This is a genomic window from uncultured Algibacter sp. (assembly GCF_947487575.1).
Taxonomy (GTDB): domain Bacteria; phylum Bacteroidota; class Bacteroidia; order Flavobacteriales; family Flavobacteriaceae; genus Algibacter_B.
In genome coordinates this window covers 95176-113117 of the sequence record NZ_CANKXG010000011.1, presented here as the reverse complement: position 1 = coordinate 113117, position 17942 = coordinate 95176, and the positions used below count along the sequence as shown (strand labels likewise).

General features: G+C 33.6%; 16 protein-coding genes and 1 riboswitch. Of the genes, 3 read left to right on the top strand and 13 right to left on the bottom strand.

Features of this window, described 5'->3' with window-relative positions; all coding sequences use genetic code 11:
- Positions 1 to 103: 103 nt before the first annotated feature.
- From Q0870_RS13165 to Q0870_RS13155, 3 genes are read right to left on the bottom strand one after another with little or no spacing between them, the layout of a single operon-like run.
- Positions 104 to 955, bottom strand: coding sequence for a prephenate dehydrogenase (locus Q0870_RS13165; protein WP_298556058.1), 852 nt, complete (start codon positions 953 to 955; stop codon positions 104 to 106).
- A 1-nt stretch (position 956) separates the two neighbouring features.
- Positions 957 to 2102, bottom strand: a complete 1146-nt coding sequence (locus Q0870_RS13160; RefSeq protein WP_298556056.1) for an aminotransferase class I/II-fold pyridoxal phosphate-dependent enzyme — start codon at positions 2100 to 2102, stop codon at positions 957 to 959.
- On the bottom strand, positions 2099 to 2926 hold the full coding sequence (locus tag Q0870_RS13155; RefSeq protein ID WP_298556054.1) for a prephenate dehydratase: 828 nt from the start codon (positions 2924 to 2926) through the stop codon (positions 2099 to 2101). The genes Q0870_RS13160 and Q0870_RS13155 overlap by 4 nt, the downstream gene beginning before the upstream one ends.
- Positions 2927 to 3208: 282 nt before the next feature.
- Here Q0870_RS13155 and gldA point away from each other — a divergent pair, with 282 nt between their 5' ends.
- From gldA to Q0870_RS13140, 3 genes are all read left to right on the top strand, one after another.
- Positions 3209 to 4108 (top strand): gliding motility-associated ABC transporter ATP-binding subunit GldA, encoded by a 900-nt coding sequence (gene gldA, locus Q0870_RS13150; RefSeq protein WP_298556052.1) that lies wholly within the window; start codon positions 3209 to 3211, stop codon positions 4106 to 4108.
- 272 nt (positions 4109 to 4380) lie between these two features.
- On the top strand, positions 4381 to 6471 hold the full coding sequence (gene pta, locus Q0870_RS13145) for a phosphate acetyltransferase (RefSeq protein ID WP_298556050.1): 2091 nt from the start codon (positions 4381 to 4383) through the stop codon (positions 6469 to 6471).
- A gap of 3 nt (positions 6472 to 6474) precedes the next feature.
- A complete protein-coding gene (locus Q0870_RS13140) occupies positions 6475 to 7662 on the top strand; it encodes an acetate kinase (protein ID WP_298556048.1) in 1188 nt (395 codons plus the stop codon).
- A 7-nt stretch (positions 7663 to 7669) separates the two neighbouring features.
- Here the strand turns inward: Q0870_RS13140 and Q0870_RS13135 are convergent, their stop codons facing one another.
- From Q0870_RS13135 to epsC, 10 genes are all read right to left on the bottom strand, one after another.
- Positions 7670 to 8128, bottom strand: coding sequence for a hypothetical protein (locus tag Q0870_RS13135; protein WP_298556046.1), 459 nt, complete (start codon positions 8126 to 8128; stop codon positions 7670 to 7672).
- Between the two features lie 67 nt (positions 8129 to 8195).
- The gene (locus tag Q0870_RS13130) at positions 8196 to 8945 is read right to left on the bottom strand and encodes a head GIN domain-containing protein (RefSeq protein ID WP_298556044.1); all 750 of its coding nucleotides are present in this window, start codon (positions 8943 to 8945) and stop codon (positions 8196 to 8198) included.
- A gap of 10 nt (positions 8946 to 8955) precedes the next feature.
- Complete coding sequence (locus tag Q0870_RS13125; RefSeq protein WP_298556042.1) at positions 8956 to 10056, bottom strand: acyloxyacyl hydrolase; 1101 nt, start codon at positions 10054 to 10056, stop codon at positions 8956 to 8958.
- 34 nt (positions 10057 to 10090) lie between these two features.
- Entirely contained in the window at positions 10091 to 11047 is a 957-nt protein-coding gene (metF, locus tag Q0870_RS13120; RefSeq protein WP_298556040.1) for a methylenetetrahydrofolate reductase [NAD(P)H], read from the bottom strand.
- A 350-nt stretch (positions 11048 to 11397) separates the two neighbouring features.
- Positions 11398 to 14097: a methionine synthase gene (gene metH / locus Q0870_RS13115; protein ID WP_298556038.1), complete on the bottom strand. Its 2700-nt coding sequence runs from the start codon at positions 14095 to 14097 to the stop codon at positions 11398 to 11400.
- A gap of 2 nt (positions 14098 to 14099) precedes the next feature.
- Positions 14100 to 14456 (bottom strand): four helix bundle protein, encoded by a 357-nt coding sequence (locus Q0870_RS13110; RefSeq protein ID WP_298556036.1) that lies wholly within the window; start codon positions 14454 to 14456, stop codon positions 14100 to 14102.
- Between the two features lie 159 nt (positions 14457 to 14615).
- Positions 14616 to 14900: an antibiotic biosynthesis monooxygenase gene (locus Q0870_RS13105; protein WP_298556034.1), complete on the bottom strand. Its 285-nt coding sequence runs from the start codon at positions 14898 to 14900 to the stop codon at positions 14616 to 14618.
- Between the two features lie 12 nt (positions 14901 to 14912).
- Positions 14913 to 15929, bottom strand: a complete 1017-nt coding sequence (locus Q0870_RS13100) for a homocysteine S-methyltransferase family protein (protein WP_298556032.1) — start codon at positions 15927 to 15929, stop codon at positions 14913 to 14915.
- Between the two features lie 70 nt (positions 15930 to 15999).
- Positions 16000 to 16109, bottom strand: a riboswitch (SAM riboswitch).
- Positions 16110 to 16248: 139 nt separating this feature from the next.
- Positions 16249 to 17139, bottom strand: coding sequence for a cysteine synthase CysM (gene cysM / locus Q0870_RS13095; protein WP_298556030.1), 891 nt, complete (start codon positions 17137 to 17139; stop codon positions 16249 to 16251).
- Positions 17123 to 17866, bottom strand: a complete 744-nt coding sequence (epsC, locus tag Q0870_RS13090) for a serine O-acetyltransferase EpsC (protein ID WP_298556028.1) — start codon at positions 17864 to 17866, stop codon at positions 17123 to 17125. Before epsC ends, cysM begins: the two co-directional genes overlap by 17 nt.
- Positions 17867 to 17942: the final 76 nt, after the last annotated feature.

Sequence of the window (17942 nt, the reverse complement as noted above, 5' to 3'; positions counted from 1 at the left end):
GGGTCGGGCTTTACGCTACAAGTCCTCGCTCGTACCTCGCTGTGGGCTTTCCTCTGCAATCCCTAACGCGGGTTTACTTGCTAAGGCCTGCTTTCAAACCTTTCTAAATTATACCATTCAAAATATCTTTTATATGATTGGTACTTTTCATCTCCTCAAAAATGGCTTCAAAATTATCAGCAGCCATTAACTCTTTAAAATGCGTAAGGTTATTAATATATTCCTCTAAGGTTTCTATAACATTACTTTTATTCTGTTTAAAAATAGGCGTCCACATTTCTGGCGAACTTTTAGCCAAACGTACTGTAGATGCAAATCCACTACCCGCCATATCAAAAATATCACGTTCATTTTTCTCTTTATCAATTACTGTTTTCCCCAACATAAATGAACTGATATGAGATAAGTGTGATACATATGCAATATGTCTATCATGCTCCACAGGATTCATATATCGTATACGCATTCCAATATCTGTAAAAATCTTTAAAGCCTTTTCTTGCAACTTAAAAGTTGTTTTTTCAACCTCACAAACAATATTCGTTTTCCCTTTAAACAAACCTTCAATAGCTGCTGTTGGCCCAGAATGTTCAGTACCTGCAATGGGGTGCATCGCTAAAAAGTTTCTTCGCTTCGGATGATTCTCAACAACCTTACAAATCGCTTCTTTTGTAGAACCTGCATCAACTACCAAACCAGTATCTGATATTTTATCTAAAATAGTTGGCAACAATTTCACTGTAGCATCAACAGGGATAGACACAATTACTAAATCAGCGTCTTTAATATCCTCCAAAGTTGCCTTTTTATCAATTAATCCTAATTCTAAAGCGGTATTTAGCGTAGTATCTTTTCTACTTATACCATGAATAACCACATCTGGGTTTTGCTTCTTGATATCAATAGCAAGACTCCCTCCAATTAAACCGACTCCTATGGCATATATATTTTTCATACTATTTTACTCTTGCTAAGGCTTCTTCTAAAACTTCAGTTGATGCACACAAAGAAAACCTAATATAACCTTCACCTTTAGTACCAAAAATGGTTCCTGGTGTAATAAAGATATGATTCTCCTTCAATACTAAATCTATAAACTCTTCAGACTTTAAATAAGCAGGTAACTTTGCCCAAACAAAAAGTCCAGACGCTTCTTTATCATAAGTACAATTAAGCGCATCAGCTAATTTCCATACTAAATCCCTACGTTGTTTGTATACATTATTTAAAGTTGCAAACCACATATTCGAGCATTTTAAAGCCTCTATAGCACCCTTTTGTATGCCATAAAACATACCAGAATCCATATTGCTCTTTACCTTCAAAATATTACTAATATGCTCGCTTGCTCCCATAACCATACCTACACGCCAACCCGCCATATTAAAAGTTTTGCTTAAAGAATTTAATTCTAAACACACCTCTTTGGCGCCCTCAATACTTAAAATACTTGTTGGGTTATCATTTAATATAAAACTGTATGGATTATCATTTACTATTAAAATATTATTCCGCTTTCCAAAGGCTACTAGCTCTTCAAAAACTGTTTTACTTGGTTTTGCTCCAGTTGGCATATGCGGGTAGTTTACCCACATCAATTTCACTTTACTTAAATCTAAATTTTCTAGAGCTTTAAAATCTGGCATCCAATTATTTGCCTCATCCAATTCATATAAAACTCCTTTTGCTTCAACCAATTTGGTAACTGATTGGTATGTTGGATATCCAGGGTTAGGAATTAGCACCTCATCACCCGCATTTAAATAGGTCATAGAAATATGCATAATACCTTCCTTACTCCCCATTAAAGGCAAAATTTCTGTACCCGAACTTAAGTTTACCGAAAAATGTTCTTTATAAAATCTAGAAATTGCATCTCTAAGCTCAGGAAGCCCTTGATAACTTTGATATTTGTGCGCAATAGGATTCTCAAAACTCGCAGAAATTGCAGATAGCACCTTTTTTGGTGGCTGTAAATCTGGACTACCTATACCTAAATTAATGATAGGCTTACCATTTGCAATCAGCAAATTAACCTCTCTTAATTTTTTAGAAAAGTAATATTCTTCAACCGTTTGCAATCTATTTGCAACCTCAATCATAACTTCGCATTTTTATATTCTCCTAAAACTTTAAATTCTTCGCCCATAATATCTATAACAGATTTAGCCTTCTTAAAACTGTCATAAGTTTCAAACGTAACATCCACAAAAAAAGCATACTTCCATGGTGTTTCAACAATTGGTAATGACTGAATTTTAGTTAAATTTAATTTACAATCGCTCATTACATTTAATATCGTAGCCAAACTTCCACGCTTGTGGTTAGCCTCAAATTTTATTGACGCTTTATTAATTTCTAGTTCTGGGACTTCAGAATTGGTTCGTTTAACAATTACAAAACGCGTTTCATTATGTTTTATAGTCTGGATGCTATGTGCTAAGATATCTAACTCAAAAATTTCAGCTGCAGTTACACTTGCTATAGCACCAATACCTTTAAGATGTTTTTCTTGTATACGTTGTGCCACTTCAGCGGTATCTTTATCTTCAACTAACTTGATATGCGGATGTAATTTAAAAAACTCCTTACATTGCAACAACGCCATAGGATGAGAATACACTTCCTTAATATCACTAATATTTTGATTTGGCAATGCCATTAAATTGTGCTGGATATCCAAATAATGCTCACCAACAATATGCAAATCGTACTTATCAATTAATGCATAATTAGGAATTATAGAACCTGCAATGGAATTCTCTAAAGCCATAATAGCAGCATCGCATTCTTTTGTGATTAAAGCATCTACAACACGATCAAAAGTCATACACTCAATAACATCTACAGGGTTATTAAAAAACTCCTGAGATACTATGTGGTGAAAAGACCCTTGTGCTCCTTGTATGGCTACCGTTTTAATCATATAAAAAAAGTCTCGATTTTCATCGAGACTTGCATTTAAAATATATTGTTATAATTTATACACACAACGTCTCGATTTCTTTGCTAAAAAAGAAATAAAAAAAGTTAAAATATGTATAAAAAGCTGTTGTTCTCATAATTACGTTGGCTAAAGTAATTATTATTTTGAGAAATCAAAATACAATAAAACCTTTTTTTTATTTTTCTGAAAAGTTTTAAAGATTTTATAGTAAAACTACCTTTACGTTAGTTAATCATTTATTTTTGAACAAATTATTTAAATATGTCTATTGAAGTTAAAACCATATCAAAAATTTACGGCACTCAAAAAGCCTTAAACAAGGTGTCTTTTAAAGTTGATAAACCTGAAATTGTTGGGTTTTTAGGACCAAACGGTGCTGGTAAATCAACCATGATGAAAATTTTAACGACCTATTTAAATGCTAATTCTGGTGAAGCCAAAGTAAATGGCTTTAATGTTAAAAATGATAAAAATGATGTACAGAAAAGTGTTGGCTATCTGCCAGAACACAACCCATTATACCTAGAGCAATATGTAAAAGAGTATTTAGCGTTTAATGCTAATATTTATGGTGTTAGCAAACAACGTATTGACGAGGTTATTGAACTAACGGGGCTAACACCTGAGGCTCATAAAAAAATTGGACAACTTTCAAAAGGGTATCGCCAGCGTGTGGGTTTAGCAAATGCGTTGTTGCACGACCCTGAAGTTTTAATTTTAGATGAACCAACCACAGGGCTTGACCCAAACCAACTTATTGATATAAGAAACTTAATTAAATCGGTTGGGAAAACTAAAACCGTATTTCTGTCTACACATATTATGCAAGAGGTTGAGGCCATGTGCGACCGCGTTATTATTATTAGTAAAGGTGAAATTGTTGCTGATAAAAAATTAAAAGACCTTCGTGACGAAAAGGAACAAGTGGTGATTGTAGAGTTTGATTATCGTGTGGAAGATGCTTTTTTATTGAAACTCCCAAAAGTATCGAAAGTAGTAAACACTTACGATTTTGTTTATGAGATTACGTTTAAAACCTCTGAAGACATGCGCTCTTATGTGTTTGATTTTGCGCATGATAATCAATTAAAAATTTTACAATTGAATCAGAAAAACACGAGTTTGGAGAGTTTGTTTAGGGAATTGACTTCGGCGGGTTAGTTTTTAATTCTGATTATGCTTATTGTTTGCTAATGAGTGCGTTAGGGATTGCAGTGAAAAGCCCACAGGGAGGCACGACCGAGGACTTGCAACGAAAAGCCCGACCCTTTAGGGTAACGCCCAAAACTTTTTTTATTTTATTACTAACAAATGTCATCTTTATAAAATATTTACCTTACTAATTTTGCCCTGTAAATGATAAAGGAGTACGATTTCTAATATGAAAGTAGTCAATAAACTATATTTGTAATTCTTCAAAAAAAAACACTAAAATGAGTAAAGGAATTTATGTTGCAACCATTGAACCTAATAGCGGAAAATCTGTTGTTGTACTAGGTTTAATGCGTATGTTGTTAGGTAAAACGGCTAAGGTGGGATACTTTAGACCAATTATAGAGGACACCAAGGAAGGGGAGTTTGACAATCATATAAATACTGTGGTATCTTATTTTGAATTAGATATTAATTACAAAAAAACATTTGCCTATAAGCGAAGTGAAGTTTTGGAATTATATAACCAAGGGAAGTCTGGAGATGTTATAGATCATATTATTAAAAAGTATAAAAATCTAGAAGAACGCTTTGATATTGTTTTAGTTGAGGGTACTGATTTTTCGCATGAAAACTCTAGTTTAGAATTAGATATTAACATGCTTATTTCTAAAAATCTTGGACTTCCAGTTATTATTGTATCTAAAGGGGATGGTATAGAGTTGGCTGAAATTGCTGATAATGTTCAACTTGCTCATGATACATTTAAAGAAGAGGTAGATGTACTTTCTATAATGACTAACAAAGTTAATATTGAAGAGGTATCTGAATTAAAATCATTACTACAAACTAGAATTACATCTGGTACAGATATTACCGTTATTCCAAAAATAAAAAGTTTATCTAGCCCTACATTAAAAGAAATTGTAAAATCTCTAAATGGCAATGTGCTTCTTGGTAACAATATGCTAAATAGTCAAGTTGATAATTTTAATGTTGCCACCATGCAATTGCGTAATTACTTAAGCAGACTAAAAGATGATTGTTTAGTAATTACAGCTGGAGATAGAGCTGATATTATATTGGGGGTTTTACAAGCAAATGTTTCAAAGAATTACCCTAAAATATCTGGTGTTATTTTAACTGGTGGTCTTATTCCAGAAGATACGGTCTTAAAATTAGTTGAAGGATTATCTAGTGTTGTACCAATTATAAGTGTAAATAAAGGTACGTTTGAAGTAGCTAATGAAATTGGTAAAATTAAATCTAGAATTTATGCCGAAAATATTGAAAAAATAGAAACCTCTATAGCTACTTTTGAGAAGTATGTAAATACCGATAAATTGGCGAACGATTTAATAACATTTGAATCTGATATTTTCACGCCTCGTATGTTTCAATATAATTTATTGCAACGTGCTTTAAAAAACAAAAAACATATTGTTTTACCAGAAGGATCTGATGAACGCGTACTTAAAGCAGCTGCTAGACTAATAGATGCTCACGTTGTAGATTTAACACTTATTGGTGATGAAACTGTAATTAAAGAAACTATAGCCAAATTAGATATTCCTTTAAATACATCTGATATTACAATTACTTCCCCTCTTAAATCTCCAAACTTTGAAGATTATGCTAATACTTTTTACGAACTGAGAAAGCATAAAAATGTAACTATTGATATGGCTAGGGACACTATGTCTGACGTATCATATTTTGCAACCATGATGATTTATAAAGGACACGCAGATGGTATGGTATCAGGCGCAGCACACACTACAGCACACACCTTACGTCCTGCTCTTCAATTTATAAAAACCAAACCTGGAGTTAATATTGTGTCTTCTGTTTTCTTTATGTGCTTAGAAGATCGTGTTTCTATTTTTGGAGATTGCGCTATTAATCCAAACCCAAATGCAGAACAATTGGCTGAAATTGCCATATCTTCGGCTAAATCTGCTGAAGATTTTGGTGTTGAGGCTAAAGTAGCCATGTTATCCTATTCATCAGGAGCTTCTGGAAAAGGAGAAGATGTTGAACGTGTTAGAAAAGCTACTGAAATTGTTAAAGAGCAAGCACCACATATTAAAATTGAAGGTCCTATTCAATATGATGCAGCTGTAGATATGCGGATTGGACAAAGTAAATTGCCAGACTCTGAAGTTGCAGGACAAGCTAGTGTTTTAATTTTTCCTGATTTAAATACCGGAAATAACACTTATAAAGCGGTACAACGTGAAACTGGAGCTTTAGCTATTGGTCCTATGTTACAAGGACTCAACAAACCCGTTAACGATTTAAGTAGAGGTTGTACTGCCGATGATATTTACAGTACAGTAATTATAACCGCAATTCAAGCTCAAGATATTTAATATATGCAAGTATTAGTTTTAAATTCAGGAAGTTCTTCTTTAAAATTTCAATTGATTTCAATGCCAGAGAAAACCATTCTTTGTTCTGGGTTAATTGAGCGTATTGGATTAAATGACGCTATATTTACATTCAAAACAGATAAAGATTCTATTGAAATTATTGACAACATCCCAAACCATAAAGTTGGGTTAGAGTTATTATCAAAACAACTATTAGATAAAGAAACCGGCATAATCAAATCTACAGATGCTATTAATATTGTAGGGCATCGTGTGGTACATGGCGGTAAACATTTTACAGATACTACTGAGGTTACCCCAACAGTAAAAGATAAGATTAGAGCTTTATCGTCGTTAGCACCTTTACACAATCCTGCCAATTTAGAAGGTATTGAAGTTGCCGAAGCCATTTTTCCAAACGCAAAACAAGTTGCTGTTTTTGACACAGCATTCCATCAATCTATTCCGGAACATGCTTATAAATATGCTATTGCGAATGAGTTTCTAGACGAACATAGTATTCGTTTATACGGGTTTCATGGTACCAGTCATAAATATGTTTCTGAAAAAACTATTGAATATTTAGGTAAAGAACACTCTAATATTATTACCATTCACTTAGGAAATGGCTGTAGTATGACCGCCATTAAAGATGGAAAAAGTATTGATCATTCTCTAGGATTTTCTCCAGTGAATGGATTAATTATGGGAACGCGTTCTGGAGATATAGACCAATCTATAATATTTCATCTAGCTGACAAATTTGGTTATAGCTTAAAGGAAATTAACACACTACTCCAAAAGAAAAGTGGCATGTTAGGTTTAACGGGGTTTAGTGATTTAAGAGATATTCAAGCTGAAGCTGAAAAAGGAAATAAATCTTGCCAGCTTGCTTTACAAATGAATGCCTATCGTATAAAAAAATACATTGGTAGTTATACGGCTATTTTAAACGGATTGGACGCTATTGTGTTTACCGCAGGAATTGGTGAAAACTCACCATTAATGAGAGAACTTGTTTGTACTAATCTAGATTATCTAGGAATTAATATCGATTTAGACAAAAACAATGTAAGACCAGACAAACTAACTGTTATTAGTCCTGAAAGTTCAAAAGTAAAAGTACTAGTAATACCGACTAATGAAGAGTTAGAAATAGCCAAACAATCTGTGCGTTTATTCGAGAAATAACTGCTATTTATTCTGCTACTATTTTATAAGTCCTGTGGCAAGTAACACAAAGATTAAGTAAGCTATTTAATTCTCTGTGTGCCTGCACGAAATTATTATTAGCACGAATACTATCTGCTATAGCATCAAATTTTGCATGCGTGCTCAACCCTAGTTTTTTAAATCCAATAGGTAAACTTCCCATCATTCCTTTTGGTGTTTCTTCAACAATCTTTGCTCCAGATTGTCTTCCACCTTCAAAAATCAAATCTGCGTCTTTATTTAATATGCCTTCATTAATTTGCTCTATACTTTCTAAAAAAGTACGCATTTCAGCAAGAGCAAAATCGGTATTATTTTTAGAAAGTTGAATTGCTACACGGTGGTCTTCAGTTTCAATAACAGAACCTCTAAAAATGAAAAAATAGATTAAAAACAGTGTACTTAAAAAGAATATTACAGCTAAAACAGTGGGCAATTTTTTCATAAAAATCATTTAACACTACAAATATAAACCTCCTTTTGGTTTATATTTGTAACAATAGTATCATAATCTAATTTTTAAAAATTAAGCGTCCTCTATAAACCTCTTCAACATCGACAATAGGGGGTTTATTAACTCCAACTACATTTCCAATACCAGAAATTTTTCCTGTAATTTCTTGTTGTGGGTTTACAATCATATCATTTGAACCTCTATTAGAAACAGTAACATTTTGTGCAATTAAATTACGCCCTTCAAAACGAGAATTACCAGTTGCAAAAGTTACTCTCAAATTATCAGTTTCTCCAGAAACATAAGCTACGGATAGATTATTGAATACTGTTATAAAACTAACATTATCGATTTGTAATCTAAAATCGCCCACATTAAAACTACCCGGAGCGTTAAAATCTTCAGATAAGATAGTTAAACTTGGGTAAGACAAAACCCCATCAGAGCTAATATCATATTGAGTTGAACTTCGTATTTCGGTAATATTTGGAGACGTAACATACACTTTAGTAATTCCATAATCCCTAACGTAATTACAGGTGTTATTATCGGTTAAAGTCAATCTGCTATCAACAACTTCGGCAACAACATCATTCAATAAGTTCTTTCCTGTTTCAATAGTTACAGTTTGCGTAACACCTTCTTTAATAATCAACTCAATATCTCTATTTACTAAAATTTTGTCAAAAACAGAAAGAGTAACTTCTTGCTGTACTATGCTTCCTGCTTTTTGAAAACAGTCACTAGCATCTTCACTATCGCAAGCAATAATTAAAAAAAGTAAAAGGATGTATTTTAAAAATTTCATACTTATAGTTCTACAATCTTACACCAATTCCTAATTCAACACCTTCAGCTTTAGCACCATGAGATTTTAATGTTAAAGCACCAAACCATTTTTTTGCGAAATAACGTTTCAAACCAAGCCTAGTATAAACTCTTCCTTCAAAATCAAAAGGGTAATATACATAATAGCCTAATTGCGTAATTAATGATGTTCTATTAACAAACAATTCATGTCCAGCAAAAACTCCAATACGTTTATGGTCTTCATCTCCAGAAAGACCTGAGTCAGGAAAGGCAATACTTTTATAATAAATAAGTTCCTTTAAAAAGTTTGAAAAAAATACATCTGTACCCAATTGAAATGCGCTTTTTTTATTAATCCGTTTATCAGCATAAGCAGAAACCACATACATCGCATATTGGCCACTTCCAACAATATCACTCTCATTAATTCCTGTTCTAAAAACTACGTTATATTTAATAGGTTCAGAAAAAGCCTGGTCTTGCTTTTTATTAATAGTGTGTTGATATTCTAAAACTTGGTCGTCTAAATTGTAAGTTAAACCAATATTAAACGTTATAGAATTAGTACCATTATTAGGTGATTTTACATTGGCGTTTGAATAATGAATTAAAGAAAAACCGCCTTGTAAACCAAATCTATCAAAAACACGTTCCTTTTTATAGTTTAGCATCACATATGTGCTACTCCCAAAGGTTGAACCAAATGCTACATTCTTAAAGTTAGTTTCTCTATCATAAGGGTTAGTATTATAAACCATTCCCTGCCCTATACGAAACATTAAATTACGGTTTAAAAAGTAAAAATTATAATGTGCATAAAGTGCATAATTATTCCCTAAAACAGGATTCTTCATGTTTTGATACGCAAACGAAACACCATAATCTGGAAAATTATATCGTTGTTCCCAATCTTCAAAACCATATGTTTTTTTATTCCAACCTAAAATTACGCCTTCAGGATGTCCTTTAATTAAATGTAGAATTTCATCATTGTGAAGGGCTATATTCCCTCGAAAATAATTTACATCAATATACGATGTATGTGTCTTATCTTGAGCAAAAGAAAAGCTAAAAACTAAACAAAAAACGCATAAAAGTGTTTGGCGCATAAATAGGTTTTGTGTGGTAAAAGTAACTTAATTATTAAAACAATGCCGATGCAATAGCCTTTATATTATCACTTTTCCCCATAGAATAGTAATGCAACACGGGTACACCAGCTTTTTTCAATTCTTCAGATTGCTTAATTGCAAACTCAATACCCACTTGCCTAACCGCTTTATTATCTTTACATTTATCAACTTCGTTAATCAATTCTTCAGGGATATCAATTTTAAAAACTTGAGGCAATAATTGTAAATGGCGCTTCACCGCAATAGGTTTAATACCAGGTATAATCGGCACATTAATACCCGCAGCTTTTGCAGCATCAACAAATTCAAAATATTTCTGATTATCAAAAAACATCTGCGTTACTACGTAATCCGCACCGGCATCTACTTTCTCCTTTAAGCGTCGCAAATCCGTTTGTAAAGACGGTGCTTCCATATGCTTCTCCGGATATCCAGCAACACCTATACAAAAGTCAGATTTATGCTCAGTCTCAATAACATCATGCAAATATTTTCCCGTATTTAAGTTTTGAATTTGCGATACCAATTCGGTAGCAAACTTATGTCCTCCATCACAAGCTTTAAAATATTTTTCATGACTCATAGCATCACCACGTAACGCCATAACATTTTGAATTCCAAGATAATGACAATCTACCAATACATACTCCGTTTCCTCTTTTGTAAAACCTCCACACAAAACATGTGGAATCGCATCAACATCATATTTATGCTGAATTGAAGCACAAATACCAACTGTTCCAGGTCGCATACGCGTTATTTTACGGTCCAAAAGCCCTTCACCTTTATCAATATAAATATATTCTTCTCGCGATGTTGTTACATCAATAAACGGCGGATTAAACTCCATCAACGGATCTATGTTATTATACAATTCCTGAATATTTCTACCCTTTTGCGGCGGTATAATCTCAAACGAAAACAACGTTTTTCCGTTCGCTTTTTCAATATGTTCTGTTACTTTCATCTATTCTTTTTTGTTATTCTCGCCATAGCGGAAACCTTATCAATATTTATTTTTTTGGCGTTACCACAAGGGTCGGGCTTTTATTCATGCATTTCTATTTTAAATTTTTGAATTCATGAACATAAATGTTTCGTTACAAGTCCTCGCACCTCCTGCGTCGGGCTGTGGACTTTCCTCTGCAATCCCTAACGCGAGAAGTGCCTCCCCTAACCCCTTCAAAGGATGGGAATGCTTACTCTTATATTTTTTTCAGACCTGTCAAATTTTAAAAACTTAAAAGGTCTAATCATTTAATCACACAAACCTCCGTAATCTATTCCTCCCCTTCGAGGGAGGTTATGAGGGGCTTTTTACTCTGCGAGTGTTGGGTGCAACCACTTTCTAGCTTTACTCTTGTCAATTCCTTTTCTAGTTGCATAGTCAGTTAATTGGTCGTCAGTAATTTTGCCCAAACCAAAGTATTTAGATTCTGGATTTCCAAAATAATAACCCGAAACTGCTGCAGCTGGCCACATGGCTAAACTTTCGGTTAAGGTTACCCCAATCAATTTTTCAACCCCCAACAATTCCCAAATCATTTCCTTTTCCAAATGGTCAGGACATGCAGGATACCCTGGTGCAGGACGAATTCCTTTATAACTCTCTTTTATTAAATCTTGGTTTGTTAAATCTTCATTGGCAGCATATCCCCAATGCTTGGTTCGTATTTGCTTATGTAAATATTCTGCAAACGCCTCAGCAAACCTATCAGCTATAGCTTGCGCCATAATCGCATTATAATCATCATCTTTTGCTTTATAACTATCAGCCAATTCTTGCGCTCCAAATATAGCAACGCAAAACGCACCCATGTAATCTGTTTTACCAGATTCTTTTGGAGCAACAAAATCTGCTAAAGCATGATTTGGAATACCTTCTCGTTTTTTCAATTGCTGACGCAACGTTCTAAAAACAGCAATTTCTTCGCCTTTTTTCTGGACAGAAATATCATCTTCATTGATAGAATTTGCTTCAAACAATCCAAAAACTGCTTTTGGTTTTAAAGATTGCTTTGAAATAATCTGCTGAACCATTTCTTGAGCATCTTCAAACAATTGTGTGGCTTGTTCTCCAACAACATTATCTGTTAAAATATCTGGATATTTACCATGTAAATCCCAACTTCTAAAAAACGGACTCCAATCTATAAATGGTAATAATTCTTTTAAGCTCAATTGCTTCAAAATCTGCACACCTAATTCCTTAGGTTTAAAAATTTCAGACGTTTCCCAATCAATCTTATATTTTCTTTTTCGTGCCTCTTCAATTGAAATATATGATTTCTCCTTACCTCGTTTTAAAAACTTAGTACGAAATTCATCATAATCTGCTTTCAATTTAGCAACGTATTCGTTTGATGTTTTCTTATTCAATAAATCACCAACAACAGTTACTGCTCTCGATGCATCATTTACATGCACCACGGCATTTGTGTACTGCGTATCAATTTTAACAGCGGTATGTGCTTTAGATGTTGTAGCCCCTCCAATTAATAAAGGCACTTCAAAGTTTTTGTTTTGCATTTCCTTAGCCAAATATACCATTTCATCTAAAGATGGCGTAATTAACCCTGATAATCCAATAGCATCAACACGCTCAGCAATGGCGGTTTCTATAATCTTTTCAGGTGGTACCATAACACCTAAATCAACTATTTCGTAATTGTTACAGGCTAATACAACACTCACAATATTTTTACCAATATCATGAACATCGCCTTTTACGGTTGCCATTAATATTTTACCAACAGGCTCAGACTTATCTGATTTTTCAGCTTCAATAAACGGGTTTAAATATCCAACCGCTTTTTTCATTACACGTGCCGATTTCACAACCTGTGGTAAGAACATTTTTCCTGCTCCAAATAAATCACCAACCACATTCATACCCGTCATTAAATTCCCTTCAATAACTTCAATAGGTTTATTAGCAGCTAATCGTGCTTCTTCAATATCTTCAATAATAAAAGCATCTAAACCTTTTACTAAAGCATGAGTAATTCTATCTTGTAACGGATTTTCTCGCCATGACAAATCTGCCGTTTTTTCTTTTTTAGAACCTTTTACTGTTTCAGCAAAATCCAATAAACGCTCAGTAGCATCATCACGTCTATCAAGAATAACATCTTCAACATGCTCTAATAAATCCTTTGGAATATCATCATAAACCTCCAACATAGCAGGGTTTACAATCCCCATATTCATACCATTCTGAATAGCGTAATATAAAAACACCGAGTGCATAGCTTCACGTACCGTATTGTTTCCTCTAAACGAAAACGACACATTGCTCACACCACCACTCACACTAACATTTTCAAGATTTTCTCGAACCCATTTTGTAGCTTCAATAAAGTCAATAGCATTTCTTTTATGCTCATCCATTCCTGTTGCGACAGGAAATATATTTAAATCGAAAATGATATCTTCTGATGGGAAACCAACTTTATTGACTAAAACATCATACGACCGCTGTGCTATTTCAATACGTCTTTCATAATTATCGGCTTGCCCAACTTCATCAAAAGCCATAACAATTACAGCAGCACCATATTTTTTTATTTGTTTTGCTTCCCAAATAAATTTTTCTTCACCTTCTTTAAGCGAAATAGAATTTACCACGCATTTACCTTGAACCACTTGCAATCCTGCTTCAATGATTTCCCATTTGGAAGAATCAATCATCATAGGCACACGACAAATATCAGGTTCTGCAGCTATTAAGTTTAAAAAACGCACCATGGACTCTTTTCCATCAAGAAGTCCATCGTCCATATTAATGTCTACTATCTGCGCGCCACCATCTACTTGGTGACGTGCAATATCTAGCGCTTCATCAAATTTTTCTTCCTTGATTAATCGTAAAAACTTTCTTGAACCAGCAACGTTTGTTCGCTCTCCTACATTTATGAAATTACTGTTTTCGTTTAGAATCAAAGGTTCTAAACCAGATAATTTCATGTAACGACTTTGGTTAATGGTTACTCTTTTTTGGTTATTAGAATCACTCATAGTTATAATTTCTTGTAATAGTTGATAAATCCATTAAGCAACTTTTTACAAGTTTCTATTTGAGATAAAATATTATTTAAATTTTCTTCTGAAATAAACTCCAAATCGTTTGATAGATATAACTGAGTTTCTAATTCATACAAAGAACCTCTTGAAATATATAAAAAACGAATGATATCCTTTGGAGTTTGCCTTCCACATCCTTCAGCTATATTAGATGGGACGGAAACTGAACATCTTCTAATTTGATTTGTAATTCCGTAAACCTCCTCTTTCGGAAAATCATTAGTTATGACATAGACTTGACTGACTAGTTTCCTAGCTTCAATCCAAACATCTAATTCTATATAAGACTTCATTTTTTTTCTTTTACAAAAAACTGGTTATTTTTTGTTTGTTATTAATTATTGGTTTCACTCAAACTATTTTATAACACAAAACTTGTTTTCTAATTCTTTAAATCACTTTTCCATATTGTTATTGCTACCAACTATTAACCAACAACAAATAACAATTAACTAAACATAATGCTCTACTGTTGGAAATGGTTCGTAAAAATGATGTAATAATGCTTTCCATTCTTGATATTCATCTGATTGTCTAAAACCAATTTCATGGTTTTCAAGCGTTTCCCAGTTTACTAATAATATATATTTATCGTCTTGCTCAATGCACTTTTTCAATTCATGCGAGATGTAACCTTTCATTGAAGAAATAATCGTTTCTGCTTTTTTGAAATTGTTTTCAAAAGCTTTAGACTGTCCTTTCTTTATAATTAATGTGGCTGCTACTTCTAGAATCATAATTTATTTATCCTAAGACTCTTCGACTGCGCTCAGAGTGACAACTTCACGGGGTTTATATTTCGAAGCTATATCTGCAATCACTCGAATATGATCAGGACTTGTACCACAACAACCACCTATAATATTGATTAAATTCTTCTTTAAATACTCTTCAATTTGCTCGCCCATTTCTTCAGGCGTTTCATCATATTCTCCAAACGCATTTGGCAAACCTGCATTAGGGTGTGCTGAAATCGCAAAATCTGTTTTATTAGCAATTGCCTCTAAATGTGGTTGTAATAAATTAGCACCTAAGGCACAATTAAATCCAACAGACAATAATGGAATATGCGATACTGAAATTAAAAAGGCTTCTGCTGTTTGTCCTGATAAAGTTCTCCCTGATGCATCTGTAATGGTCCCGCTTAACATAATTGGCATATCAATATTGCGTTCTTCCTTTACTTGCTCAATAGCAAATAAAGCCGCTTTTGCATTCAAAGTATCAAACACCGTTTCAACTAATAATAAATCTACTCCTCCATCTACTAAAGCTTCAACTTGTTGTTTGTATGCAATACGTAATTCATCAAAAGTTACAGCTCTATATCCTGGATCATTCACATCTGGCGACATACTCGCTGTACGGTTTGTTGGTCCTATAGAACCTGCAACAAAACGTGGCTTATGAGGTTCTTTAGCTGTAAATTCATCAGCAACTTCTTTGGCTATTTTAGCCGACTCATAATTTAGTTCATACACCAAATTTTCCATTTGGTAATCTGCCATAGCAATGGTAGTTCCAGAAAAGGTATTGGTTTCAACAATATCTGCGCCTACCTCAAAATATTTTCCGTGAATGGTTTTTATAGCTTCCGGTTGGGTAATAGACAATAAATCGTTGTTACCTTGCAATGGTGTTGGGTAATCTTTAAAGCGTTCGGCTCTAAAATCTTCTTCTGTGAATTTATAAGCTTGTAGCATAGTACCCATGGCGCCATCTAAAACTAAAATTCGTTCTTTTAATGCTTGTTGTATACTCGACATTTTCTTTTATGTTTCCAAACCTGTCAGGTTTATTATTCAAATGTCATCAAGAAAAGTTAGTATTCACTTTTCGTTATCTTTCCAATACTTTCGTATTAGTAGAATTTAGCACCTTCTTTAAAAGTTAAAGGGTTGCCAAGGCTTCAACGGGTCTAATCCCTCTACCTTTCTTGATAACACTAGTACGTTAATGAACTATAACGCAAAAATAAGGACTATATTTTTGTTATCCTTATCCTGCGAGGTCTTTTTTAATCTTGTATGTATTTATATTTTAAATCTACAAGGTTTTGAAAACCTAGTAAGAGTATTTTTTTTCTTACTCAAATAAAGTAGATGATAAATACCTATCTCCTCTATCACAAATAATCGCTACAATAACACCTTCTTCAATCTGCTCTGCAATCGTTAAAGCACAAAACACAGAACCGCCACTACTCATACCGGCGAAAACCCCTTCTTCTTTAGCTAAACGTTTTGTTGTTTCTTTCGCATCTTCAGCTGTAACATCTACTACAATATCCACTTTTTTAGGGTCAAAAAACTTTGGCACATACTCTGGTGACCATTTTCTAATTCCAGGAATTCTTGCACCATCTGCAGGTTGCGCACCAACAATTGTCACATCTTTATTTTGCTCTTTCAAATATGTTGATGTTCCAGTAATGGTTCCCGTAGTTCCCATTGCAGACACGAAATGAGTTATTTTTCCTTTGGTTGCTTCCCAAATTTCAGGACCAGTAGTTTTATAATGTGCTTTCCAGTTATCATGATTTTCAAACTGATTCAAAAGCGTATATCCTTTCTCATCACGAAGTTTAAAAGCCACATCACGAGACCCTTCAATACCAACATCGGCAGGTGTTAAAATTACCTCAGCGCCATAAGCACGCATGGTTTTTACACGTTCTTCAGTAGAATTTTCAGGCATAATCAACACCATTTTCAACTCTAATAACTTCGCAATAAACGCTAATGCAATACCTGTATTTCCGCTTGTCGCTTCAACTAAAGTTCCTCCTTTTTTAATGTCGCCACGTTTCAAAGCTTCATTAATCATATTAAAAGCAGGACGGTCTTTTACACTTCCACCAGGGTTGTTTCCTTCTAATTTCAAAAACAAACGCACACCTTTTTTATTCAAAAGATGAGTTGCTTCAACTAGAGGAGTATTCCCAATCTGACCAATAATACTATTTTCGAATCCCATTTTTCTTAGGTCTTATTTTTATTTCTGTTTGATATGTTACTAATGAGTTTTCAGGAACAGATTCCGTAATCCAAACATTAGCTCCAATCGTGCTTCCCGAACCAATTACTATATCGCCACCTAAAATAGTTGCGTTAGCATAAATGCATACATTATCCTCAATGGTAGGATGTCTTTTGGTAGAAGCCATATCCTTAGACACAGAAATACCTCCCAAAGTAACGCCTTGATAAATCTTCACATTCTTACCAATGATAGCCGTTTCTCCTATGACAATCCCAGTACCATGATCAATATAAAACGACTCTCCAATAGTTGCCCCAGGATGAATATCAACACCTGTAATACCATGAATATACTCACTCATCATTCTTGGCAAGATATAAACACCGTGTTTGTAAAGTGCATGGCTTAATCTATATATTGAAATGGCATAAAAGCCTGGATACGCCATATAAATCTCAGCTAAAGAATGAGAAGCAGGGTCGTTTTTTTCAAAAGCAACCGCATCTAAATCTAGTTTTCTTCGAATTTCAGAAAGTTCAGTTTTAAAAGTATTCCAGATTATCTCTGCATTTTCAATCTCTAATTTAGATAGAATCTTTGAAAAGGTCTTGCATAAATACTCCTCATGAGTCACTTCTTGCTCACAATCGAACAAAGAATAAAACAAACGTTTCGTAAATGTTTTAGCAGTATCTTTTAGACAAACATTATAACTTTTCATTAGTTATCTTTTTTTGTTGTTTGAGTTGATAAAAATAAAGTTTCTACTTGAATAATCTTATATTATTAAATATTAA